Below are 24,388 nucleotides of genomic sequence, written 5' to 3' on the forward strand. Positions count from 1 at the left end.
ATGTCGGAGCATATCGAAGTAGCGGCTGCGGAAGAGGCCAAGCGCCGCCCCGATTATACCCGGGCGCTGCAGGAGCTTTTGCTGCAGATTGCAGACGATGACTATATTTTGGCATACCGGGGATCGGAATGGCTTGGGCTGGCCCCTCACATCGAAGAAGATGTCGCTTTCTCCTCGATGGCGCAGGACATGATGGGGCATGCGGCGATGCTGTACGGGATGCTGGAGGAGCTAGGAGCCGGCAAGGCGGATGACCTGGCGCATTTGCGCAGCCCAGAGGCGTTCCGCAATGCCATTCTGCTCGAGCGACCGAACGGACCAGGCGAATATGCGGATGAGCCGCATTATGACTGGGCCTTCGCGATTGCCCGCTGCTGCCTGTACGGCCTATTCAAGGAAGTCCGGCTGGAAGCGTTGACCCGTTCTTCGTATGTGCCGCTGACGCAGGAGGCCAGCAAAATGCTGCGCGAGCATCAGTACCATATCCGGTATTGGCGCTCCTGGTTCACGCGGCTGGCAGGCGGCACGAACGAAGCTCGTTCCCGATTGAATGCGGCCGTAGCCCAGGCGTGGAACGATGTCGGCAGCCTGTTCCCGCTAGGCAGCGAGGAGGAAGCGATTGTCCGCTTCGGTCTGAGCATAGGCAGCGATGAATTGGCACGGCGCTGGAAGATGTCGGCGCAGAGCTTGTTCGAAGCGAGCGGGCTCGCATGGCCGGGAGATTGGATAAGTCCTATCGGGACTGGACGAGACGGGCAGCATACCGACGATCTGGCGCAGGTCGTCGCCATCTTGTCGGAGGTGTATCGGATTGACCCGGCGGCGGGCTGGTGAAGGAGGTGGTTCATCGTGACACAGATTATGCGGCAGATGCCAAGGGGGCTTGAGGAACGAATTTGGGCACTGCTGCAGGAAGTCAAGGATCCGGAAATCCCCGTTATCAGCATGATTGAGATGGGGATGATTCACAGGGTGGTTGTAAGCGAGAGTGTAGTTGAGGTGGAGGTACTGCCGACCTTCATTGGCTGTCCTGCTCTGGAATTGATGAAGAGCAAAATTCAGGAGGAGCTGCTCTCCATCCAGAAAGTGTGCGAGGTGATCGTCCGCTTCCTGCGGGAGCCAGCCTGGACCTCGGATCGGATTAGCGACGAAGGCCGAGAGAAGCTGCGTTCGTTTGGCATCGTTGCGCCGCCGCGTGGTTGTACGACGGGCGAGGAGTGGAAGGTGCGGTGTCCCTACTGCGATTCTCCGTACACTCGCATGGACAATATGTTCGGTCCGGCGGCTTGCCGCAGCATTTTATATTGCAGGCACTGTAAAAATCCGTTCGAAGCCTTGAAAGTGTTGTGAGGCTAGGATTGTATGGTTCGTAATGTTTTAATGCTCTAGTTCCTAGTACTTAATACTTAATACTTAATGCTTAAGCTCTATCTAAGGCTCTAAGGTTAATACCTGTAGTCATTGCAAGACTGTGATGTTGTAAGACGTTTGGTTTGTTGCATTGCGTTTTTTGTATGGTGTTACAAGGTTCTGTAAGGGTTGATCAAGCCATTTTGCAAGCAGCGACAAGGAAGGCAAGAAAAACTATTATGCACATTTGTGCGGCCTTTGGGGGCGGAGTAAGCTGCAGAGGCCAAGGGAGGGTATCCGATTACGATGGAAAAAAGCATGCAGACTGTTGAATTGAAGTCGATGTTCATCAACGGAGAATGGACGCAAGCACAAGGCGGCGGTATGCTCCGCGTCGTTAATCCGGCAACTGGAGAAGAGGTAGGGACGGTAAGCTATGGTGACCATTTGGACGCAAGAGCGGCCGTCGATGCGGCCCACCAGGCATTCCCAGGCTGGTCTCGCTTGACTGCCCGTGAGCGCTCAAAATATTTGTACCAATTATATGAATTGGTGCGCAGCCATCGTGATGAACTGGCGGGTATCATCTCGGCCGAAATGGGCAAACCGCTGCGGGAGGCAAAAGGCGAGGTACTGGGAGCGGCCGACAACTTCATGTGGTATGCGGAGGAAGCGAAGCGGGTGTATGGCGAGACGGTTCCATCCTCCGTGCCGAACAAGCGGATTATGGTCAGCCGCCACCCGGTCGGCGTCGTCGGAGCGATCACGCCATGGAACTTCCCGGTTAATATGGTCGCGCGGAAGATTGCGCCCGCGCTCGCCGCAGGGTGCACTGTCGTTTTGAAGCCAGCCGAGAGCACGCCACTAAGCGCAATTAAGTTATTCGAGCTGATTGCACAAGCCGGGTTCCCAGCCGGTGTCGTGAATCTGGTCATCGGCCAGCCGGAGACGGTGGGCCAGGAATTGCTCGACAATCCAAAGGTTCGCAAAATTGCCTTCACCGGCTCAACGCGTGTCGGCAAGCTGTTAATGGAAGGGGCAGCCAAGCACGTTAAACGGGTCAGCCTAGAATTAGGCGGCCATGCGCCGTTTATTGTGTTCGAGGATGCGGATTTGGACGCGGCGGTTGTGGGGCTGTTCGAGAGCAAGTTCCGCAATTCGGGGCAAATGTGCATCTGCACGAACCGCCTGTACGTCCACGAGTCTGTGGTGGAGGAATTCAGCGCCAAGCTGATCGAACGGTTGAGCAAGGCGAAGGTAGGCGATGGCCGCAGCAAAGAGACGGAAATTGGCCCGCTCGTCAATCAACGGGCGCTTGATAAAGTGCTGCGCCATATTCAGGATGCACAAGAAAAAGGCGGGGAAGTTGTATTCGGTGGCAAGCGTTTGACAGAGGGGGAATACGGCAAAGGCTTCTATTGCGAGCCGACCGTGATTACGGGCGTGACTAAGGAGATGGAGATTGCAGGCGAAGAAACATTCGGCCCAGTTGTGCCAATGATGACCTTCACGGATGAATCTGACGTAATCCAAATGGCGAACGACACATCATATGGCTTGGCTGCCTATGCCTATACGCGCGACAGCAGTCGCTGTTTCCGTCTGGCAGAGGCGCTGGAATACGGCATCGTAGGTATTAACGACGGCGCGCCGACACAGACTCAGGCGCCATTCGGCGGCTGGAAGGAAAGCGGACTTGGCCTGGAGGGCGGACGTTACGGAATGGATGCATTTTTGGAAACGAAATTTGTCTCGTTTGGGGTGTAATGGGATGTAATCATTGTTTGATAGATTTTAAGAATGAATATTGAGAGATAAGGGAGGATTTTTTACATGGTCAAATTAATAGCGATCTATCGAAAGCCGGAAGATGTCGAGGCGTTCAACGAGCATTATTTCAATACCCATTCTCCATTGGCGGCGAAAATGCCTGGACTCGTGAAGATGGAGGTAGGAACGATCTATGGAACGCCAATGGGCGAGAGCGATCTGCACCTGATTTGCGAGATGTATTTTGAATCGAAGGAGGCCTTGAAGGCAGCCATGTCATCCGCTGAGGGCAAGGCGTCAGGTAAGGATTTGATGGGATTTGCCGGCAAATTGGTATCCATGCATATGGCGGAGGTTCATGAGTGAGCAAGCCGACGCATCGCAACCGGTTTAATGATTTGCTTGGAATCGAGGTCGTTCGGCTGGACGAAGATGGCTGCGTTATGCAATTGCATACCCACCCCAATCTTCATAACAGTATCGAAGGCTTCGTGCATGGCGGCGTGACGAACACGTTGGCTGACGCCGCCATGGGTCATGCGGCTGCACCCCCGATTGACGGGGTGCAGCAGTGTGTAACCGTAGAGAGCAAGATCAATTATTTATCTCCAGCCATCGGCGAACTTCTCGTTGCGGAGTCCCGGGTGCTGAAGCGCGGGCGCAATTTAATTGTGACGGATGCGCGCATTACCTGCGATGGGAAGCTTGTTGCCGTCGCATTGGGGACATACGCGCGCGTCAGCCCGGAACGAAGGGGACTAGGTAAGGAATTGCCGTCCACGAATCAGGAGTAAGGTCAATGGAGTAAATGGCAGTGGAGGATGTCGAGCCGTTGAATCAGCGGAAAAGAGGGGGCTGAACGAATCGATGGAGAGGCAGGAACAGAGGGAGACGCCGGTGCAGGCTCAGGCACCGAAACAGTATCAGGCACCGGAACAGAATCAGGAACAAGGCCTGAATCTGAATATGGGGCAGGAACCGTTCCAGAAGCATGATTCGGGACAGTCAGTGAAGCTGGATCGTCACGGTAATGTTGCCGTCATTACGTTGAATCGGCCTGCCGACTTAAATGCCCTTAATTATGAATCGCTGGTGCGCTTGGGAGAAATCGTCGCGGAGATCAGGGAAGATCGTTATCAGATTCGAGCTGTCATCGTAACGGGCGCGGGCCGCTCCTTCAGCGCAGGGGCCGATCTAAAGGAACGGCGCACGCTGAATGAGCAGCAGGTGAGACGCAACGTGCGTGCGATCCGAGATGTGTTCACCGCCGTGGAGGAGCTTCCGCAGCCGACGATAGCAGCGGTGAACGGATTTGCGTTTGGCGGCGGTTTCGAATTAATGCTGGCTTGCGATTTGCGCTTGGCTGTTCGGGATGCTCGTATGGGACTTACCGAGGTGAGTCTGGGCATCATTCCCGGTGCGGGTGGAACGCAGCGGCTGCCGCGGCTTATCGGATCAGCGCGGGCGAAGGAGCTCATCCTGACTGCGCGGAAAATTAACGCCCAAGATGCGCTGCAATACGGATTGCTGAACGGAATAGCCGATGACGCAGACCAACTTCGCATCATGACGTTTGACTTGGCGAATGAAATTGCTGCTAATGCGCCGCTCGCGGTTTATCAGGCCAAATATGCCATAAACCGGGGCAGCCATGTTGATTTGTACTCCGGACTGGCGGTTGAGGCACAAGCCTATGAGATGATTATCCCAACGAAGGATCGGGTAGAGGCATTGGCAGCCTTTGCAGACAAACGAAAGCCTGTCTTCCGCGGGGAGTAGGAGGGTAGCGCGTGATATTTAATGTCGAGATGGAAACGATGCCGCACGAACGGATGCGAGCGCTCCAGTTGGAGAGACTCCGCCACGCCATCAAGCGGGCATATGACCGAGTGCCTTTTCATCGTTCTGCGTTAGATCGGGCGGGCCTGGCTCAGGAGGACATTCGCAGTTTGGAGGATATCCGCCGCCTGCCGTTTATGAAGAAATCCGATCTGCGTGATTATTACCCCTTCGGATTGTTCGCGACCGAGATGAGCGAAGTTGTACGTATCCACGGCTCATCCGGCACGAGAGGCAAACCGATCGTTGTAGGCTATACGAAGCGGGATGTTGAAGCATGGGCAGAGATTGTAGCACGCGCCATTTGCTGCGCGGGCGGTCAGCCCGGGGATATTTTCCATAATGCGTATGGATATGGCTTGTTTACAGGTGGGTTGGGCCTTCATTATGGCATCGAGCGTTTGGGCGCAGTGGCTGTGCCTGTATCAGGAGGGAATACCCCGCGCCAAATTACACTTATTCAGGATTTCAAGCCGCGCGGTTTGTCAGGTACGCCGTCCTATATTTTGAATCTGGTGGAGGAAATGCGCAAGCAGGGCATCGATACGCGGGCAACGAGCATGGAGTATGGCATTTTCGGCGCAGAGCCTTGGTCGGAGGAAATGCGCCGCCATTTGGAGGATGCTCTTGGCATTAAGGCGATTGATATTTATGGCTTGAGTGAGGTGCTTGGGCCAGGTATCGCCATCGAATGCCAAGAAGCGCAGGATGGTCTGCACATTGCCGAGGATCATTTCCTGGCGGAGGTGGTCGATCGCGAGACGGGTGAACCGCTGCCGTATGGGCAGGAAGGCGAGCTGGTGTTTACATCACTGACCAAGGAAGCGTTCCCGGTCATCCGATACCGGACGGGCGATATTGCGTCGCTTTACCCCGGTACCTGCAAATGCGGCCGAACGACGATGCGGATGTCCCGAATTAAAGGAAGAGTAGATGACATGCTGATTATACGCGGTGTCAACGTCTACCCGACCGAGCTGGAGGCCGTGCTGTTTAATTTCTCCCAGCTTGCGCCCCATTATCAAGTCGTCATTGAGCGGGACAATGCACTTGACCGCTTCGAGATTCATTGCGAGATTACACCGGAATTCTGGAGTCAGGTAGACAGTGTTCAGGAAAGCCACGAGGTGGCCGAACTGGTTAAGGAGATCGGCAAAGCGATTAAATGCTCGCTCGGCGTCTCGGTTTTGCTGCATGTGAATGAGCCGGGTTCGATTGCGCGCAGCGAGGGCAAAGCAGTACGCATTGTCGATAACCGCAAGCGAGCGGCAGCCGTTCAAGCAAGTGAAGGAGTGGAGGCGGGATGACGAAGATTGGCAGTCGTTATGTGGCCGTGTCGGTGGACGGCGCGGTAGGTGTGCTTACCCTGAATCGGCCTGACGTGTTGAATGCCTTGAATCGCGAGCTGATGCAGGAGCTTGTGGCCGAACTCGAACGGATGGATCGGGACGATGCTGTGAAGGTGCTTGTTATTACAGGGAATGATAAGGCCTTCGCCGCAGGAGCGGATATTAGGGAAATGGCGGATGAATCCGCTGTATCGCTGCTGTTGAAGCGGCAGTTCGATGTCTGGGATCGTATCGGCGGCATCGCTAAACCGATCATCGCTGCTGTGAGCGGATATGTGCTCGGTGGAGGCTGTGAGCTGATGATGAACTGTGATCTTGTTGTTGCTTCGGATACGGCACGTTTCGGGCAGCCGGAAATTCGCATTGGCGTTATGCCCGGCGCAGGAGGAACGCAGCGGTTGACCAGGGCGGTGGGGCAGCGCAAGGCGATGGAACTGCTGCTGACCGGGGATGCGATGCCCGCGGAAGAGGCTCTCCGCTGCGGTCTAATTAACAAGGTAGCTCCAGTTGAGCTCTATTTGGAGGAAGCACTGAAGCTTGCGCGGCGTATTGCCAACCAGCCGCCACTGGCTGTTGCCCTTATTAAGCAGGCCGTTCGCAAAGCGCAGGATCTCTCGTTGGCCGAAGGACTCGATTTTGAGCGGCAATACTTCCATCTGCTGTTCGCGAGCGAGGATCAGAAGGAAGGCATGCTTGCTTTTCAAGAAAAGCGAAGTCCCCAATTCAAGGGCAGATAGGAGGAACCATGGCTGTGTACGAAACGATTCTATACGAAGTATCAGCAGGCGTAGCCCGGATTACAATGAATCGGCCGGATAAGTACAACGCCTTCACCGGGAAGATGATCGCCGAGATGATCGATGCATTCCGCCAAGCAGGCAAAGATGCTGCGGCGCGCTGCATCGTCCTGACCGGAGCGGGCAAAGCATTCAACGCAGGGCAGGATCTGGGTGATGTGGCGGGAGCTGGCGGGCAGGATGTGGCCGGGCAGACCGGAGCCGCAAATCATGGCGACATGCTGCGTTCGCGCTACAATCCGCTCATTATGCAAATCCGCAACACGGAGCTGCCGGTTATCGCAGCCGTGAATGGCGTAGCGGCAGGAGCAGGAATGAGCCTCGCCCTCGCTTGCGATCTGCGTGTGATGTCCGAGCGGGCGTATTTTGTCAGCGCATTCATCAATATTGGGCTTGTTCCCGACTCTGGGGGCTGCTACTTCCTGCCGCGCCTTGTCGGCTTGGCCAAGGCGATGGAAATTGCCACGATTCGGGATCGCGTTACGGCGAAAGAGGCGCATCGGATAGGCTTGGTCAATCGCGTATGCTCCGCCGAACGGCTGGATGAGGAAGCAGCTGAGCTTGCAGCCAAGCTGGCTCAGCTTCCGACGCGAGCGATATGGCTGATGAAGCAGACAATGAACCGGGGACTGGAAAAGGGGCTGGCGGAGACGCTGGAGCAGGAGGCATATGCCCAGGAGATCGCCGGACGCACGGAGGATCACCGGGAAGGCATGCAGGCTTTTCTGGATAAGCGGCTGCCCACGTTCAAGGGGGTATAGCCGATGGAAGACTATATTTCCGGAGGAAGCCTCGGAACGGTCGGTATTATCGGTGCCGGCACGATGGGAGCGGGGATCGCGCTTGTATGCGCCCGGCGGGGCCGCCGTGTTCGATTGCAGGATATTAAGCCAGAGGTGCTGGATGCTGCGCAAGCCTATATAGGTTCGGTTCTTTCGAAGGACGTTGCGAAGGGGAAAATCTCGGTGGAGGAACAGCGGTCGACACATGAGCTTATTGAGCTGGTGCAGGACATGGCAGCAGTAAGCTCGTGCTCGATCGTCATCGAGGCGATCCCCGAAAAGCTGGAGTTGAAGCGTTCTGTGTTCGTTCGCTTAACAGAGCTTTGTGGGAGTGATGCGCTGCTGTTGAGTAATACGTCTTCCCTTTCCATTACGGAGCTTGCAGCGGGCTTGCCTCATCCGGAGCGCATCATAGGCTTTCATTTTTTCAACCCTGCGCCGGTTATGCCGCTCGTGGAAGTCATTCGCGGCCACAAGTCGGCAGACGCCTGCGTAGCTGCTGCTCGCAGGTTTGCGGAGGAGCTGGGCAAGGTGCCTGTGCTGGCGGAGGACTCGCCTGGCTTTATCGTCAACCGCGTCGCCCGACCTTACTATAATGAAGCACTGCGCATCATAAGCGACCGGGTAGCTAAACCGGAGCAAATTGATCGCATTATGAACCAGGCTGGCGGTTTCAAAATGGGGCCGTTCGAGCTGCAGGATATGATTGGTCTCGACGTGAATCTGGCGACAACGGAATCGGTCTATACCCGGTTCAATCATGAGAGCCGCTTCAAGCCGAGCCGGATACAGCAGCGCATGGTGCAGGCAGGAAGCTTGGGCAGGAAGACAGGAGAGGGGTTTTATTCATATGACCAATAACGCAATCCTATTGGTTGGGAACAGCCCGCTGCGCGAAGGTCTTCATGTGCTGCTGGAACGCAGCGGATTTGAGATCATTTCCTTGGAAGAGGCGGAGGAATGCGGTTCGGCCCTCTCAGTTCGGTACGGTGTGGAAGTAACCAATGATGATGTGGTTGAAAAGCAGGCGAACATCGTAAAAATGGATCGGCTGTTGCCGCCAGAAACACCAATCGCGGCTACCTCGCTAGCTCTATCAGCCACCGAGATCGCATCATGGGCTTCTCAGCCGAAGCGAATATGCGGCTTTGGTACACTCGCACCCTTGGAAGAACGCGAGTTGATTGAAGTGGCTCCTGCCTTGCAGACATCAAAGGAAACCCTTCAAAGCATGGAGGAACTGTTCCGCTCTTTAAGTAAGCAGGTAGAAATCGTGCAGGATGAAGCTGGTCTCGTCTTCCCGCGCATTCTCGCCTTAATCGTAAATGAAGCCGCCTTCGCTCTAATGGAAGGGACGGCTTCCGCTGTGGATATCGATACGGCTATGAAGCTGGGAACTAGTTATCCGTACGGCCCACTCGAATGGGCAGACAGAATCGGGCTGGATGATGTGCTGGCGGTACTGAGCGGGCTCCACCGAGATCTGGGTGAAGAGCGGTATCGCCCGGCTCCGCTGCTGCGCAAGCTCGTGCTGGCAGGCCGGTTAGGCTTCCGCAGCGGCCAAGGCTTCTATTCCTATGATATTGGGGGGAAACAAGATGGCAACACCCGTAATCATTGATGCAGTACGGACGCCGATCGGACGCTACGGCGGAGCGCTCAAGGATGTGCGCGCCGATGATCTGGGCGCGATCGTTATTCGCAGCCTGCTGGAGCGGAATCCGGTCGCCCCGGAGCGGGTGGACGGCGTCATCTTCGGCTGTGCGAATCAGGCGGGGGAGGATTGCCGCAATGTGGCGCGCATGTCGCTGCTGCTGGCGGGAATGCCGGTCGAGGTGCCGGGAGTGACGGTAAATCGTCTGTGCGGATCCGGCATGGAAGCCGTTCAGCAATGCGCCTATGCAATTATGGCAGGGGCAGGGCAAGTGTATATTGCCGGCGGGACGGAAAGCATGACGCGTGCCCCTTTTGTGATGATGAAGCCGGAGGCTGCTTTTCAGCGCGGGCACCAGCAGATCTATGATACGACTTTGGGCTGGAGGATGACTAATGACAAGCTGGCTGCCCTATATCCGCCAATCAGTCTAGGAGAGACGGCAGAGAACGTGGCGGAGCAATACGGTGTCAGCCGGGAAGAGCAGGATGAGTTTGCGTTCACCAGCCAACGGAGATATGCTGAGGCTCAGGCTGCCGGGAAGTTTGACGCAGAGCTTGTTCCGGTGGAGGTGACTGGGCGCAAGGGCCAGATCACGAAGATCGAGCAGGATGAACATCCTCGTCCTGAGACGACCCTGGCCCAACTGCAGAAGCTCAAGCCGGCTTTCAAGCATGGGGGAACCGTGACGGCTGGGAACTCATCGGGTCTTAACGACGGAGCAGCGGCGCTGCTCATAATGGAACAGGAGGCCGCTCATTCGCTCGGTCTTCGGCCACGCGCCCGCGTGGTTGCTGCTGCATCTGCAGGCGTTGATCCGTCCGTGATGGGAATCGGCCCCGTGCCGGCCGCGCGCAAGGCGCTCCAGCAGGCTGGGTTAAGTATCGGGGACATCGATCTGGTCGAGCTGAATGAAGCATTTGCCGCTCAGGCGATAGCTAGCATGCGAGAGTTGAACATCGACCCGAAACGAGTGAACGTGAACGGTGGGGCAATCGCGATCGGTCATCCGCTCGGGTGCAGCGGGGCTCGCATATTAACAACACTACTCAATGAGATGGAGCGCCGGGAGGTGCGATACGGATTGGCCGCGATGTGTATTGGCGTGGGTCAAGGCATCGCCACTGTAATTGAGCGAATATGATCAGGCGCTATCTTGAAGGACATGGTATTTTTTCTGGCGAGGAGGAATCGAAGTGAAGCCAGGATTGGCTCCGGGCGCCGAAATATCTTTTTCTGTGACTGTTACACCGGATATGCATCCTGCTTTTGACGGCACAACCATACACGAAGTGATGTCTACCGTCACCATGATTTACTATATGGAGAAAGCAGGACGAAAGATGATCGTTCCTTTTTTGGAGGAAGAGGAAGAGGGTTCGGGGTTCGCTCTCGATATCAAGCACGTAGGGCCTGCGGTTGACGGGCAGGAGGTAACGTTCCGAGCTGTTTGTACCGAGGTGGGGGCGAAGCGCATTGTCTGCGAGGTGACGGCGGAGACGAGAATCAATCTAGTCGGAAAAGGAACGTTTACGCAGGCGATTTTCGATAAGAAAACGATGGCAGAGCGTCTTACGGCTTTGCGTTGCAAGACGGAAGAAGAGCAGAAGCTGTCCTGACAATTGAGCGGCGGTTCCTCCACTCCGACATGTCCTCCATTTTGCTTGAGCTATGGAGAGGCAAGTGATACAATTTGACGAGATGCAACATTTGGAAATCACATGATCGACTAGGAGTGGTGAACATGAGGCCGCAATCGATGCTGTTTACCATATACGGCGAGTATGTACGTCATTATGGAAGCGAAATCTGGGTTGGGAGCCTGACCGCCCTGATGGGGGAATTCGGGTTGACTGAACAGGCCGTACGGGCCGCAATCTCGCGCATGCTGCGCCAAGGCTGGCTGGAGTCGCGCAAGGTGGGGAATCGCAGCTATTATTCAATGTCTTCGCGCGGCAAGCGGCGCTTGGATGAGGCGGCGGCCCGCATTTATAAACAGGAGTCGGATACATGGGACGGCAAATGGTGCATTGCGAGCTACAACATTCCCGAAAAGGAACGGGGCATAAGGGATCAATTGCGCAAGGAGCTGGCATGGCTCGGCTTCGGCATGTTGACGACGAGCACCTGGATCAGTCCTAACGATCTGACTGACAAGGTGAGGGACATCGTGGAATCACGCGGAATTTCCGGATATGTGGAAATTTTCAAGGCGGATCATATTGCTTGGAGCAAATCTAAGCAGTTGGTACAGAAATGCTGGAACATCGATGAGATTAATGCTGCTTATGCTGAATTTATTGAGGTATACCGTCCAAGTTATGAAAAATTGCTCGCGATGATTCAGCAGGAGAATGCTATGCCTGACGGTTATTGCTTCGTAGAGAAGAGCAAGCTGGTTCACTGGTATCGGAAGTTCTTATTCATTGATCCGGACTTCCCTGAAGAGCTGTTGCCAGATGTGTGGTTAGGCAAGGAAGCGGATCAATTGTTCCAGAACTACTATGATTTGCTTCATACAGGAGCTAGTCGTTTTTTTGAACAAGTATATGAACCTTCACCTGATGCGCTTCCGCTTCGCAATATCGAGCATGCATAACACTTATGGAACATTCGCGATAAGTATTTATTTTGGGGCATATGAACTGCGGTGGATTTGATTTTTAAGGGCTCTTTATAGCATTTTTGCTTCTGTGCTTTAACGTAGGGTCGTGTTGCCGTTGAGTGTTTTTGAGGAGGCTTTTGCGAGTTATAAGCTATGGAGTGCACAGCATTTCAATGATTCCAAGGCGCCTTTTTATCACTTGTCTCATCCTGTGCGTATACTTGTTTCCTTATCTTATCTTGTATGTTTGTGTAAAAAATTCTGATGTCACAGCTTCCCCGCTTGCGGAAGCATTTCGTTGAATTCGAATTTGATTGATGGGGAAACGTACAAATAGCTCTTCATTTCAATTTGCACATAAAAGATAAGCGCTTCGCTTTTACGATTTGTACTATCTTTCCATTGCGCACTTTTTGAATTCTTCTTTTCATTATCGGTACTGTGATCATAGTAACTTTATCCCGGTGCGAGGTGTTTTTTTATCATGATGCGGTGAAATGGTTTGGGTAGCGAGAGAATGCGAATTTCTACATAGGCAGCTTGGACATATAGGGAATTGCGGGTGAACGAGGTGTAATATTACTAGGCGAGATAGCGGTATTCGCCATGAATCAAACGGCGTGACCGCTATTCATTTGCAAGTGGAAAAAGGAAGCTTGACAATTCAATCTAGTTGTAACTATAATGGTTACATGAAAGGGTGAGCAGCATGAAGATAAGCAGCCGCTTTAGTGTAGCCGTCCACATTCTATCTTTGCTGGCGCTTGAACCAAATGCCCATCATACGTCGGAGTGGATGGCAGGCAGCGTCAACACGAATCCTGTTGTCATTCGGCGGGTAACATCCCAACTGAAGAAGGCTGGACTCGTAGATGTCCGTCCTGGTACAGGGGGAGCAACCTTGTGCAAGCCAGCTAGTGATATTCATCTTCTTGATGTATATCGCGCAGTTGAGGCGGTTGAGGAAGGGGAATTGTTCGGATTTCACGAACATCCGAATCCCAAGTGTCCAATAGGCGCAAATATTGAATCTGTATTACAGCTTGTTATGCTGCGTGCACAATCTGCGATGGAGAAGGTGCTGGCAGAAGTGACGCTGGATCAGTTAGCAGGAGATTTGAAGGATCGAATGCAGGAGGATGCGTGATTCATAGTAGAGTGCAGGCGGTCTACAATTTGAATAAGAATGACTCCAATGTTTCATGGAGTTTTTCGTACGCTAGTTGTAACATTCTTTATTACATTAAAGTAATTTGCTAAGCGTGGATTGCTGTCCTTACCAGAAGGAAATAATAAATAAACTTTTTACTATAGAAGGGAAGAACTTATTATGAAAATCGCGGTATATGGTGCTACAGGTACAATTGGACAACGTATTGTGAATGAAGCTTTGACAAGAGGTCATGAAGTAACGGCAATCGTTCGTGATGCTTCGCGCGTAGCGCAGTCTCATGACAATTTGACAGTGGCGACTGGCGATATTCTCGATTCCGCAAGCGTGGCTGAGCGTACAGCGGGTCATGATGTTGTCGTTAGTGCTTTTGGGCCTAAGATGGGAGAAGAATCTACACTTGTGGAAGCAACACAAGCATTGATCGCTGGTGTAAAGCAGGCTGGAGTAGGACGTTTGATCTCTGTTGGCGGAGCAGGAAGCCTTGAAGTGGCGCCAGGCGTTCAAGTTGTGGACACACCAGACTTCCCTGATGCTTGGAAGCCAATCGCGCTAGCACATCGCGACGCGCTTGATGTGTACCGCCATGAATCTACGCTGGCATGGACGAACGTGAGCCCTGCTGCTTTGATTGAGCCAGGTGAGCGCACTGGACAATATCGTACTGGAACAGACCAATTGGTTGTGGATGCTGAAGGCAATAGCCGCATTTCAGCTGAGGACTTCTCTGTAGCAATTCTGGATGAAGTGGAGAATCCGCAATTTTCGGGCCGCCGCTTTACAGCAGCTTATTAATCACGATTTTGGCTGCAAATGCATAGAAACAATTCATTCGTACATTCTGTGTGATCCTTTAAGAACATCTCATGGACACACTGCATGGCGCTGCTCATGATATCGCTTGGACAGCCGCTATGTTGAACATAAAGGAGAATCGCGATGCCAAAATCAATCTTTCTCAGTCACGGTTCGCCGATGATTGCTGTATTGGATAATGAATATACTCGATTTTTAACTAAGCTCGGAGCAAGTATGAAGCCAAAGGCGATCGTACTGTTCAGTGCCCATTGGGAAAGCGAGGAGTTAACAGTATCTTTCCATGATGGGACGTATGAGACGATTTATGACTTCTATGGATTCCCTGATGAATTGTATCAGGTACAGTATCCTGCGAAGGGCTCCACACAGATTGCAACTGAAGTAGAACGCAGTTTCGCTGCGCATGGTATTTCTGTAAACCGTGATGAATCACGTGGTCTTGATCATGGTTCATGGTCGCTGCTGAAGCATTTGTATCCGAATGCTGATATTCCAGTTGTACAGATATCTGTAAATCCATTCCTTTCTCCAGAGAAACAACTGCTAATCGGAGAGGCTCTTAGTGAGCTGGATGAGGACATTCTACTAATAGGCAGCGGAGCGAGCGTTCATAATTTGCGCATGTTGAAATGGGAACAGACAGAGCCTGAACCTTGGGCTGTCCAGTTCGACGACTGGCTAATTGAAAAGCTGGAGAAAAAGCAATGGAGTGAGTTGGCCTCCTATCAGGAACATGCTCCTCATGCATCACTAGCTGTTCCACGGGCAGAGCATTTTGTTCCCCTCTTTATTGCACTTGGGAGCGCAGGGGATGGCTTGAATCCGAAAGTTATCCATCGCAGTTATGAATTAGGGACACTAAGTTACATGTGCTTGTCCTTCAATTAACTTCTGACACAAAAGAGAGCTATCCTCCGCGCATGATGCGGGTAGATAGCTCTCTTTCTTGTTAGGCAAGGATGGTCTAGGGAGCGCAGCATATTATGTTTTGCTAACAAAGGCCAAGACAATCCTCCCGAGGAATTGGAGTTATTGCCGCTGCCCCAGCTTGATTTGTCGAAGAGCTATTGTCATTCTTTTTTGTGCGTCTCTTGTGGGTTGGACATATTTTCTATTTATTATCTTCGGTGACTGTTGTTGATCGCTCTGAATCTGAATTTTCTTTGATCGTATGAATGCCAGCGATAAAAGCATTGATAAGTATTTCCATGCTGACATTGAGATCAAGAGGAATGCCAAAGCCCCCTTTTTGCTCCAAGGATGCAAACCCGTGCAGCAAACTTCGGAGGCCGCGTGCGGCGTGAATAGCGGCATTGCCAGATAGCTCATATGCTTGAAGGACTTGAATAACGAGATCGACGATATCATTGCTGATCTGCTGTACTTTCTCATGATGCGGATCAGGTGCATGAAGCGTAGCTTCATAGAGACCAGGATGATTGCGGACGAAGGCGACATATGCTTTACCAATCGCGCGAACAGCTTCATCTCCTGCTCGTCCTATTGCTGCGCGTGACATGGTGTATTCTAATTGTTCGAGTCCATGAATGGATAATAATTGGCGTATGCCCTGCAAGCCATCAACATGATTGTAGAGAGAGGGCGGGCGCACCTTCAACTGCTGTGCAAGCGAAGCAAGCGTAACCGCTTCGAAGCCCTGGGTATCTGCTATATAGGTAGCGGCTTCTCGTATTGTTGTGGAGTTTAAACCAACTCTAGGTGACATGATCATTGCTCCTCTGTGTACGTAATTTTTTTATTATTGCTATCGTGCAAATGGAGTCTGCGTTATAGAGAGATTCCTGCTTTTGGCTATATTATAACTAACAATATTAGTTAATACAATAATAGGGTTTGTTTTGTGCTGCGAGAAAAACAACCAAATGGAGAGAGAGGATTTGGATACATTCATCTTGGTATTGAAATATGCTGGCTGTAATCTTTTCCATAGTTCTAGTAGGGAATTGGCTGCTAAGGTATATAGGGAATCAATAAGATTGATTCATCGTCTTTGAGCACTTGTGCCTAACCTATGAATGTTGGTTTTTTAGGAGTAACGTAGATGTAGGTTGAGACCAACAGGAAAATATTGTAGATTAAGAGGGCTGAGTGTATAATTTTTGTCATATAACAGGAAGTATTTAGAAGGAGAACATCATGAAAGCAATTGCCGTTCGGATCGACAGCATGATCAGATTGGACGAGTGGCTGCCTTATTTATCGCCGGAACGAAGAGAGAAGGTGGGACGCTTCTATCGAGAGATGGACTCCATTCGCTCCATGTTAAGTGAACTCGTCGCCAAGCGTTTACTAGTAGAGATGACAGGCTGCACTACTGAACAGATTGCCATTCAAGCGGATCAGTTCGGCAAGCCTATTGTGAGTGAACCGTACAAGCATATTCAATTCAATGTTTCTCATTCTGGTATATGGGTTGTCGGTATTGCGAACGATAAGGGGCATCCCGTTGGGATCGATATTGAACAGATTGATGAGGATTTGGAAGTAGGAAACTTTGCAAGCATTTTGTCTATAAACGAGAAACGGGTGCTTGATTCTTTGCCAGCGAGCAAAAGGAAAGAGCGCTTCATTGAGCTGTGGACATACAAGGAAAGCTATGTAAAAACAACAGGTATGGGATTATCTATGCCAATAGATTTATGCGCTTTCACTTCGTGTCACGCTGATGAGGTTGCCTGGCAATTGGCGTCACCTAGCGAAAAGCCTTTTTATTGGAAGTCCTATTCCATTCATCCTGATTATAAATTGACGGCATGTTCATCGTATGAGGCATTGCCGGATGTGTGTGCTGTGATGAGAGCCTCAGATTTTTTGCAGCAATTCCGAGATCAGTATATTCATGTTTAGATAATGAATCTTACTACTATATGTGGGAAGACGGTGTTTGTGAGAATTCTATGCATACAAGATTTCATATATTGAAGTAGAGGGGCGAAGACAAACGTCTTACTTTCAAAAGTTTCCACAATCATGAAATGGCATAAAGGGGATCGGATAAAGTGAATACAAAACGTTGCTTGACAATTTTTTCATTGATTCCACTGTTAATCGGTTTAAGTGCATGTAATCAAGGAATATCAAATGTTGTCTCTGTACCTGGCACGCCAGTTCATGTTGAACGGTCATTTGCAGCAGCAGAGGTGTCTCGCATTGATGTTCGGACGAAAGCGGCTAATGTACAATTAAAAGCTGGCAGCGGTGAGCACATTCAAGTGCAAGTGAATGGCAAATTCGACGGCAATGAGGATGAGATGGATGAACTGCTTAACACGACATTGGAGCAAGGACAGTTAGCGATCAAAGTAGGGCCAGTAGAGGGGAAAGTATGGACTAATACGTCTCTCACTGTAGAGGTTGCAGTTCCTGCGAAGGTATATGATGAGTTGAAGCTGGAGGCATCAAGCGGAAATATTACAGCTGACAAAGTTGAAGCAGGCAAGTTGTCTGCTCAATCTTCTTCCGGGAATATCAATGTGAAGGGCTATTCGGGCAAAGAATATCAAGTGGCTGCAAGCTCCGGCAATATTCACCTTGGAAAAATGACGGGAAAAGGAAGTGTCGAGGCTTCCTCTGGCAACGTAGATATGGCGATTGATTCCTTTGATGAATCGGTTCGCGTACATACAAGCTCCGGTAATGCCACGATTCGGGTACGTTCTGATGCTGTGTTCCGCATTGTGGCGGATACGAAGCTGGATCGTGCGGATCTCAACATTCCGGTTACGCTAGAGCAAAAAGAAGGAAAACGCAAATTTGAAGCTAGCGTCAATCAGGCAACCTCTGAGTCGCCTGTGTTGGATGTAACGACTTCATCCGGGAAAATGATCTTAGAAAAAATAAAATAAAGTTAGAAAAAGCTTCAGCGCTGCGTGCTGAAGCTTTTTTGTTGTCTTTATGAATTTGCAAAACAAGGAAAGAGATTAAATTTATGCTTGATTATTTGTAATAGTAAGATTAAAATTTCTTTGATTGAATAATTAGTCAATAGAAAAACATCGCAGGCATTTATCCCATTGTAGAAAGGAAAATTCGTATGGAGTTGGATCCGTATAAACGAAATTGGACGATAGGAGCGCTGCTGTTAAGCATTTTTCTTTCCTCCTTGGATCAAACGATTGTATCTACTGCTCTGCCCTCCATTGTTCAGAAGATAGGGGGGCTTGATTCGGTATCATGGGTCTTTACAATTTACATGCTCGCTTCAACAGCAATTATGCCGGTGGTAGGCAAGTTGTCCGATATGTATGGGCGCAAATGCTTCTTTATTTCCGGGTTGATTCTTTTTACTGCAGGCTCCTTATTATGCGATTTTGCCGCATCAATACCCCAGCTTATTGCTTTCCGTGGAATTCAGGGATTGGGAGCGGGTTTTCTTATGCCAATTACATTTACATTAATTTTCACGATTCTTCCGCAAGGGAAAGCTGGCAAGTTCCAGGCGTTATTCATGGGTGTTTATGCACTTTCCTCCGTTGTTGGGCCATCACTTGGGGCATTTATAACCGAACAATTGAACTGGCACTGGAACTTTTTCGTTAATATCCCTTTTGGCATCGCGTCTATTTTGATTGTAAGCTGTTCGTTAGTCGAATCCCGCAATGAGAAGAGCAGCAGACAGGTGGATTATGCGGGTGCAGTGCTTCTCATATTAACAACGGTTTTTCTTTTATTAGCGTTCAAACTGGCAGGCGGAGAATACAGTTGGGCCTCGTGGCAAGTAGTGTTCATGCTGGCAAGCGGGGGGATAGCTCTTATTTTCTTTATTGTCATAGAGCTTCTAGCAGTCGAGGGAATTATCCCTCTGCAATTGTTTTGCAATCGTACAATTGCCGGAGTCTCGGCAGCTTCTTTTATACAAGGGATGATCATGTACGGAGCTATGCTTTACATTCCTTTTTTTATTCAGGCGGGACTAGGAGGAGATATAGGAGATGCGGGAAATGCACTAACTCCAATGATGTTCTCGGTTATGGTGGGAACGGTTATAGGAACGATGCTTATGAAACGAATGAGTTGGAGAGGATCGGTACTGCTCGCTATATGCCTTATGGGGATAAGTTCATTCTTATTTTCGTCCCTGCCGCTTGGGGTAAATATGTGGTATGTTAGGGGGAACACTGCTTTAATAGGTATTGGGATTGGAATCTTAATGCCGAATGCACAGACAGCAGCAACTCTTGCTGCACCTGAGCGGTTCAAAGGGGTGGCTACTTCTATGGTCTCCTTTTTTCGCACAATTGGCGGTGTGATAGGCGCATCCATTACGGGTACTTTGGTGAACCAACGTCTAGCTGTTGAACTTCTGCGCCAAGCTTCTTTTTTGAAGCTGGATCCAGCATTACTAGAGAAATTCAGCAAGGCTGAAACGCTTATTGGAGCGAATCGAATGATACCTGAGCATCTAGCCCTGGCAGTACGGGTTTCACTTGTAGAATCTATTCATTATGGCTTTTGTTTTCTTGCTTTGGCAGCGGCAGTGGCGGTTCCTCTTGCCTTTTTCATGGGGAACGAGCGCTTCCGCATAACGAAGGAAGTATGTTGTTCTCAACAAACGGATCAGTCAACCGTATAGACATCTTTCTATATTGGAAAAAAGGAGGAGGCTCAGTTTTATCGGGGCGATAAAGGAAGCTCCGTACGGCGAGCTGTATACATATGTCACCTAGAAATGCGGATCAAAATAAGTTAATTCGGGATGAACGAAGAGAGCAGATTCTGAATAGCGCGTTAAAGGTTTTTTCAAATCGTGGCTTCGTAGCTACCAAAATCAGTGATATCGCCAAGGAAGCTTCATTCAGTCACGGCCTTGTCTATCATTATTTTGAATCAAAGGATGAAATTTTTGCTACATTAGTGGAGCGTGCGCTCCAATCTTCAAATCAATTGACGCTGCTTGCCGCAGAGAAACAAGGGAGCAGCTTGGACAAAATTGAATGGATGACGCAAGAAATTTTACGAGCGTTTATTCATAACGAAGAAGCTGTATACTATCACCATATTGTGCTTCAAGCGTCGACCTTTGCTTCCATTCCGGAATCGGTTAAGACACAAATGCAGGATATATCAAGCCCAATGAAGCATATGCTTCAATTCATCGAGGACGGGCAACGGGACGGAATCATTCGACTTGAGGATGCAAAGCGTTTGGCGACGCTTTATTGGTCGATGATTCAAGGCCTAGCGCTCATGAAAATTGAAGCGGGGGAGTATTTCAGTATGCCTGACACAGATATGATTGTTCGCCTGTTCAAGTAGTTGGACATGTTTCACAGCTAAATAAAAATGAATAGCAGATAAGTGATAGAGACTTGGCCTAGATGGGGGACTAATCCGTGTTGCAGCAGGTAATTAGGTTTGTGTTCCCAGTTTAAGGAGGGTCTCTAATTTTATTCGTGAGCGTTTACATCTCTTCATAATATGGTAGTATAGGTTCAAAGAAGGAAGCGAGTAAGCCTTATCATGTGTACGTTCCTAACAGCGGCTTAAAGTGCGAAATGCTGCAGTAGCTAGATGTTTCAATAACAGCATGTTCATAGAATCATTTCACAAGAAGTGGGTTGTAGACATGGATCATGAAAAACAGCGATTGAGTATTGAAGCGGCAAGACTGTATTATTTATCGGATTATAGCCAAATGGATATTGCCTCCAAACTAGGGGTGTCTCGTCCGACCGTATCCCGGCTGCTGCAATATGCGAAGGAGCAAGGATATGTCCGGATTGATATTGTCGATCCGCTTGAGGATCTCGATGCATTGGGAGCACGACTCCGACATAAATATGGACTGGATACGGCGCTCGTCTGTTATTCGCCTGTCAATGAATATAAAGAAATCCAAAAGCATATTAGCAAGCGTGCAGCCGAATATTTGTACGAAACCGTTCAAGACTCGGATATTATCGGGGTGACATGGGGGCGAACAATGCATGCCGTAGCGTTGCAGCTTCAGCAGAAGCAAATTCGGGGCGTGGAGGTTGTACAGCTCAAGGGAGGCATTAGCCACTCTCATGTAAATACGTATGCAGCGGAAACCGTGAATTTATTTGCGGCAGCATACCATACGATTGCCCGCTATTTGCCGTTGCCCGTAATATTCGACAGTGTTGCTCTGAAGCAGATGGTGGAGGAGGATCGGCATATTCGCCGGATTATTCAGCTTGGCAAGCAGGCCAATATTGCGATGTTCACTGTAGGTACTGTAAATGATGATGCACTTTTGTTTCGACTGGGTTATTTCAGCGACGAAGAGAAGAAGCTGCTGCAGAGCCGTGGTGTAGGAGACATATGTTCGCGATTCTTCGATGCACAAGGAAATATATGCAGCGAAGGGATCAATGATCGCACTGTGGGCATCGACCTATCAGATTTGCGGGAGAAGGAAAAGTCAATACTAGTAGCCGGTGGACAGCGAAAGATAGAAGCGATCCGAGCTGCGCTTATAGGAAGGTATGCAAATATACTTGTTACGGATCAATTTACAGCCCAAGCATTAATGTAATAATTACCGCCATGCGGTAAACCCGCTTTCCCCTTAGAGTAAGTACGTGGCGTTCATGTCTCACGGCTTATTCGATGGGGATTTTTTATATCCTTTTTGTTCAAAATATTGTAAGAAAGCAGTTCACGATATTGTAATGAACAAAATTTCAAAGCTAACTTTACATCTGTTCAGATCGCGTGTTATGATACCCATGAAATCAATATTAGAATTACCTAAATACAAATGACACAAGTATATAAGGGGTGTACAGCATGAGCATAGCGCGTATGATTGACCATACGATGTTGAAGGCAGACGCTGTTCAAGCGGATATTGCCAAGCTGGTTGAGGAAGCAAAGCAGTATCAATTCGCTTCAGTATGCGTCAACCCGACTTGGGTATCTTACTGTGCAGAGCAGCTAGCCGGTACAGAAGTTAAGGTATGCACGGTTATCGGATTTCCTCTCGGCGCATCTACTTCTGCTGTCAAGGCATTGGAAACGCAAGATGCGATTGCCAATGGTGCAACCGAAGTCGATATGGTTATTAATATTGGAGAGCTGAAGGCAGGCAACGATGAATTCGTGCAAAAGGATATTGAGGCAGTTGTGAAAGCGGCTTCAGGAAAAGCGCTTGTAAAGGTCATTATTGAAACGTGCCTGTTGACAGATGAACAGAAGGTTCGTGCTTGCGAACTGGCTGTTAAGGCAGGGGCCGACTTTGTTAAGACATCTACAGGCTTCTCGACAGGCGGTGCTACACGTGAAGATGTTGCCCTCATGCGCAAGACGGTAGGACAACAAACAGGTGTGAAGGCATCTGGAGGCGTGCGCAGCTTGGAAGATGTGAACAGCATGATTGAAGCAGGGGCAACCCGTATCGGTGCGAGTTCCGGTGTCAGCATCATGAAAGGCCTAACATCAACATCTTCTTATTAAAATAGAGACGGAATCATTCCGTCAGGGTACGTTACGTTCATGACGGAATGATTCAACATTCAATGAGGAGGATCAGCCCATGAAAGATCAGTTGATTCAAGAAGCGTTGGAAGCCCGCAAGCAAGCGTATGCACCATACTCTCACTTCCAGGTTGGAGCGGCTATATTGGCAGATGGAGTTATCTATCGCGGCTGCAACGTAGAGAATGCATCTTATGGCTTAACGAATTGTGCAGAGCGAACGGCGGTATTCAAGGCTGTATCGGAAGGCAAGACGAAGGTGGAAGCTGTTGCAGTAGTTGCTGATACGGACGGGCCTGTGTCTCCGTGCGGAGCTTGCCGCCAAGTGTTAGCAGAGTTCTGCGATGGCGGTACGAAGATATACTTGACGAATCTCAAGGGCGACATTGAGGAATGGACAATGTCCCAATTGCTTCCTGGCGCGTTCTCTGGTGCCGATATGGAAAAGGACAGTGAATAAGCTATAGCATTCCGTTCATTTTGAAAGCGGTAACAAGAAAACTTGCCAATTTAATAAATCTATACATGCTTAAGCATGGGAGGAACATTACATGAAATTTGTCATTGCGATCATTGGTCTGCTAGCTGTATTTGGACTCACTTATATCGCAAGTAAGGATCGTCGCAACATTCGTTATCGCCCACTAGCCATTATGGTTGTGTTGCAGGCTATTTTGGCATTTGTGTTATTGAATACAACGGTAGGAGAAACCTTAATCCGGGGGTTTGCTTCTATATTTGAATCATTGCTAGGTTATGCAGCCGAAGGCATCAACTTTGTATTTGGCGGAATCGTGAATGATAGCCAAGGCACTCAATTTTTCTTAAACGTGTTGCTGCCGATTGTATTTATTTCCGCGCTGATTGGAATTTTGCAATACACGAAAATCTTGCCTTTCATTATTAAGTACATCGGTCTTGCACTTAGCAAGGTTAACGGTATGGGAAAGCTGGAATCGTATAACGCAGTTGCATCCGCGATTCTAGGTCAGTCCGAAGTATTTATTTCGGTGAAAAAGCAAATTGGTCTGTTGCCGGAACGCCGCTTATATACACTGTGTGCTTCTGCGATGTCGACTGTGTCGATGTCCATTGTCGGTGCGTATATGACGATGATTCAGCCTAAATATGTAGTAACCGCGCTCGTGCTTAACCTGTTTGGCGGATTTATTATCGCTTCAATTTTGAATCCATATAAGGTGACGAAGGAAGAAGATATTTTGGAAGTGCAGGAAGAGCATAAGCAGTCGTTCTTCGAAATGCTGGGCGAGTATATAATGGACGGCTTTAAAGTAGCGATTACAGTTGCTGCAATGCTGATCGGTTTCGTCGCCTTGATTGCACTTATCAATGGCATCTTTGGCAGTATCTTCGGAATTTCATTCCAGGAAGTGCTTGGCTATGTGTTCGCACCGTTCGCGTTCCTAATGGGGGTACCTTGGAAGGAAGCGGTCGATGCGGGAAGTATTATGGCAACGAAGATGGTTGCAAACGAATTCGTCGCTATGCTTGATCTTGGTAAGCTTACTTTGTCTGAGCGCACTACGGGTATTGTATCCGTATTCTTAGTATCATTCGCTAACTTCTCCTCGATCGGCATCATTTCTGGTGCGGTGAAAGGACTCCATGAGAAGCAGGGCAACGTTGTAGCTCGCTTTGGTCTGCGTTTGTTGTACGGCGCCACGATGGTAAGCGTATTGTCTGCGATTGTTGCAGGTATTTTCTTATAAAAGTATTCACAACGTCCACTTCTGGTTAAGTGGACGTTGTAAGCATCTATTATCGTACCTTG

The 24,388-nt window shown here is 49.8% G+C and carries 25 protein-coding genes and 1 pseudogene; 25 read left to right on the plus strand and 1 reads right to left on the minus strand.

Going from position 1 to position 24,388, the window contains the following annotated elements:
* From paaC to NO352_RS03520, 17 genes are all read left to right on the plus strand, one after another.
* On the plus strand, positions 1-834 hold the full coding sequence (paaC, locus tag NO352_RS03440; protein WP_005547631.1) for a 1,2-phenylacetyl-CoA epoxidase subunit PaaC: 834 nt from the start codon (positions 1-3) through the stop codon (positions 832-834).
* Between the two features lie 27 nt (positions 835-861).
* Positions 862-1,350 carry a 1,2-phenylacetyl-CoA epoxidase subunit PaaD gene (gene paaD / locus NO352_RS03445; protein WP_289355167.1) on the plus strand — a complete coding sequence of 163 codons (489 nt, stop codon included), beginning with the start codon at positions 862-864 and terminating at the stop codon, positions 1,348-1,350.
* 306 nt (positions 1,351-1,656) lie between these two features.
* The gene (locus NO352_RS03450) at positions 1,657-3,117 is read left to right on the plus strand and encodes an NAD-dependent succinate-semialdehyde dehydrogenase (protein ID WP_005547633.1); all 1,461 of its coding nucleotides are present in this window, start codon (positions 1,657-1,659) and stop codon (positions 3,115-3,117) included.
* A gap of 66 nt (positions 3,118-3,183) precedes the next feature.
* Complete coding sequence (locus NO352_RS03455; RefSeq protein ID WP_005547634.1) at positions 3,184-3,486, plus strand: EthD family reductase; 303 nt, start codon at positions 3,184-3,186, stop codon at positions 3,484-3,486.
* Positions 3,483-3,914 (plus strand): PaaI family thioesterase, encoded by a 432-nt coding sequence (locus NO352_RS03460; RefSeq protein ID WP_005547636.1) that lies wholly within the window; start codon positions 3,483-3,485, stop codon positions 3,912-3,914. Before NO352_RS03455 ends, NO352_RS03460 begins: the two co-directional genes overlap by 4 nt.
* Before the next feature lie 172 nt (positions 3,915-4,086).
* Positions 4,087-4,899, plus strand: a complete 813-nt coding sequence (locus tag NO352_RS03465) for an enoyl-CoA hydratase-related protein (RefSeq protein ID WP_157266909.1) — start codon at positions 4,087-4,089, stop codon at positions 4,897-4,899.
* An 11-nt stretch (positions 4,900-4,910) separates the two neighbouring features.
* Positions 4,911-6,266 (plus strand): phenylacetate--CoA ligase family protein, encoded by a 1,356-nt coding sequence (locus tag NO352_RS03470; RefSeq protein WP_289354908.1) that lies wholly within the window; start codon positions 4,911-4,913, stop codon positions 6,264-6,266.
* Positions 6,263-7,045, plus strand: a complete 783-nt coding sequence (locus NO352_RS03475; RefSeq protein WP_005547642.1) for an enoyl-CoA hydratase-related protein — start codon at positions 6,263-6,265, stop codon at positions 7,043-7,045. The genes NO352_RS03470 and NO352_RS03475 overlap by 4 nt, the downstream gene beginning before the upstream one ends.
* 14 nt (positions 7,046-7,059) lie before the next feature.
* Positions 7,060-7,866, plus strand: coding sequence for an enoyl-CoA hydratase-related protein (locus tag NO352_RS03480; protein WP_040736060.1), 807 nt, complete (start codon positions 7,060-7,062; stop codon positions 7,864-7,866).
* Positions 7,867-7,869: 3 nt separating this feature from the next.
* A complete protein-coding gene (locus NO352_RS03485) occupies positions 7,870-8,748 on the plus strand; it encodes a 3-hydroxyacyl-CoA dehydrogenase family protein (protein WP_005547645.1) in 879 nt (292 codons plus the stop codon).
* Complete coding sequence (locus tag NO352_RS03490) at positions 8,738-9,508, plus strand: 3-hydroxyacyl-CoA dehydrogenase family protein (RefSeq protein ID WP_005547646.1); 771 nt, start codon at positions 8,738-8,740, stop codon at positions 9,506-9,508. The genes NO352_RS03485 and NO352_RS03490 overlap by 11 nt, the downstream gene beginning before the upstream one ends.
* Positions 9,486-10,685, plus strand: coding sequence for a thiolase family protein (locus NO352_RS03495; RefSeq protein WP_005547648.1), 1,200 nt, complete (start codon positions 9,486-9,488; stop codon positions 10,683-10,685). Before NO352_RS03490 ends, NO352_RS03495 begins: the two co-directional genes overlap by 23 nt.
* 52 nt (positions 10,686-10,737) lie before the next feature.
* Positions 10,738-11,160: a thioesterase family protein gene (locus NO352_RS03500; RefSeq protein ID WP_005547650.1), complete on the plus strand. Its 423-nt coding sequence runs from the start codon at positions 10,738-10,740 to the stop codon at positions 11,158-11,160.
* 125 nt (positions 11,161-11,285) lie between these two features.
* Positions 11,286-12,140, plus strand: a complete 855-nt coding sequence (gene paaX, locus NO352_RS03505; protein WP_289354909.1) for a phenylacetic acid degradation operon negative regulatory protein PaaX — start codon at positions 11,286-11,288, stop codon at positions 12,138-12,140.
* A 715-nt stretch (positions 12,141-12,855) separates the two neighbouring features.
* Complete coding sequence (locus NO352_RS03510; RefSeq protein WP_005547654.1) at positions 12,856-13,293, plus strand: Rrf2 family transcriptional regulator; 438 nt, start codon at positions 12,856-12,858, stop codon at positions 13,291-13,293.
* 183 nt (positions 13,294-13,476) lie between these two features.
* On the plus strand, positions 13,477-14,112 hold the full coding sequence (locus tag NO352_RS03515) for an NAD(P)-dependent oxidoreductase (RefSeq protein ID WP_005547655.1): 636 nt from the start codon (positions 13,477-13,479) through the stop codon (positions 14,110-14,112).
* Positions 14,113-14,256: 144 nt separating this feature from the next.
* On the plus strand, positions 14,257-15,024 hold the full coding sequence (locus tag NO352_RS03520; RefSeq protein ID WP_005547657.1) for a DODA-type extradiol aromatic ring-opening family dioxygenase: 768 nt from the start codon (positions 14,257-14,259) through the stop codon (positions 15,022-15,024).
* Positions 15,025-15,247: 223 nt separating this feature from the next.
* Here the strand turns inward: NO352_RS03520 and NO352_RS03525 are convergent, their stop codons facing one another.
* On the minus strand, positions 15,248-15,862 hold the full coding sequence (locus tag NO352_RS03525; protein ID WP_289354910.1) for a TetR-like C-terminal domain-containing protein: 615 nt from the start codon (positions 15,860-15,862) through the stop codon (positions 15,248-15,250).
* 431 nt (positions 15,863-16,293) lie between these two features.
* Here NO352_RS03525 and NO352_RS03530 point away from each other — a divergent pair, with 431 nt between their 5' ends.
* From NO352_RS03530 to NO352_RS03565, 8 genes and pseudogenes are all read left to right on the plus strand, one after another.
* Entirely contained in the window at positions 16,294-17,004 is a 711-nt protein-coding gene (locus NO352_RS03530; protein ID WP_005547661.1) for a 4'-phosphopantetheinyl transferase family protein, read from the plus strand.
* 152 nt (positions 17,005-17,156) lie between these two features.
* Positions 17,157-18,002 (plus strand): DUF4097 family beta strand repeat-containing protein, encoded by an 846-nt coding sequence (locus tag NO352_RS03535; protein WP_268620163.1) that lies wholly within the window; start codon positions 17,157-17,159, stop codon positions 18,000-18,002.
* Between the two features lie 188 nt (positions 18,003-18,190).
* Positions 18,191-19,729, plus strand: coding sequence for a DHA2 family efflux MFS transporter permease subunit (locus tag NO352_RS03540; protein WP_289354911.1), 1,539 nt, complete (start codon positions 18,191-18,193; stop codon positions 19,727-19,729).
* Between the two features lie 83 nt (positions 19,730-19,812).
* On the plus strand, positions 19,813-20,412 hold the full coding sequence (locus NO352_RS03545) for a TetR/AcrR family transcriptional regulator (RefSeq protein ID WP_289354912.1): 600 nt from the start codon (positions 19,813-19,815) through the stop codon (positions 20,410-20,412).
* Between the two features lie 310 nt (positions 20,413-20,722).
* Positions 20,723-21,655 (plus strand): DNA-binding transcriptional repressor DeoR, encoded by a 933-nt coding sequence (locus NO352_RS03550; protein WP_040735988.1) that lies wholly within the window; start codon positions 20,723-20,725, stop codon positions 21,653-21,655.
* Positions 21,656-21,909: 254 nt separating this feature from the next.
* Entirely contained in the window at positions 21,910-22,575 is a 666-nt protein-coding gene (gene deoC / locus NO352_RS03555) for a deoxyribose-phosphate aldolase (protein ID WP_005547674.1), read from the plus strand.
* 64 nt (positions 22,576-22,639) lie between these two features.
* A pseudogene (locus tag NO352_RS03560) lies at positions 22,640-23,056 on the plus strand (cytidine deaminase); the annotation flags it as partial.
* Between the two features lie 91 nt (positions 23,057-23,147).
* Complete coding sequence (locus NO352_RS03565) at positions 23,148-24,326, plus strand: NupC/NupG family nucleoside CNT transporter (RefSeq protein WP_005547676.1); 1,179 nt, start codon at positions 23,148-23,150, stop codon at positions 24,324-24,326.
* The last annotated feature ends 62 nt before the right edge of the window (positions 24,327-24,388 follow it).

The organism is Paenibacillus sp. S-12, assembly GCF_030363895.1.
Lineage (GTDB): Bacteria > Bacillota > Bacilli > Paenibacillales > Paenibacillaceae > Paenibacillus_B > Paenibacillus_B alvei.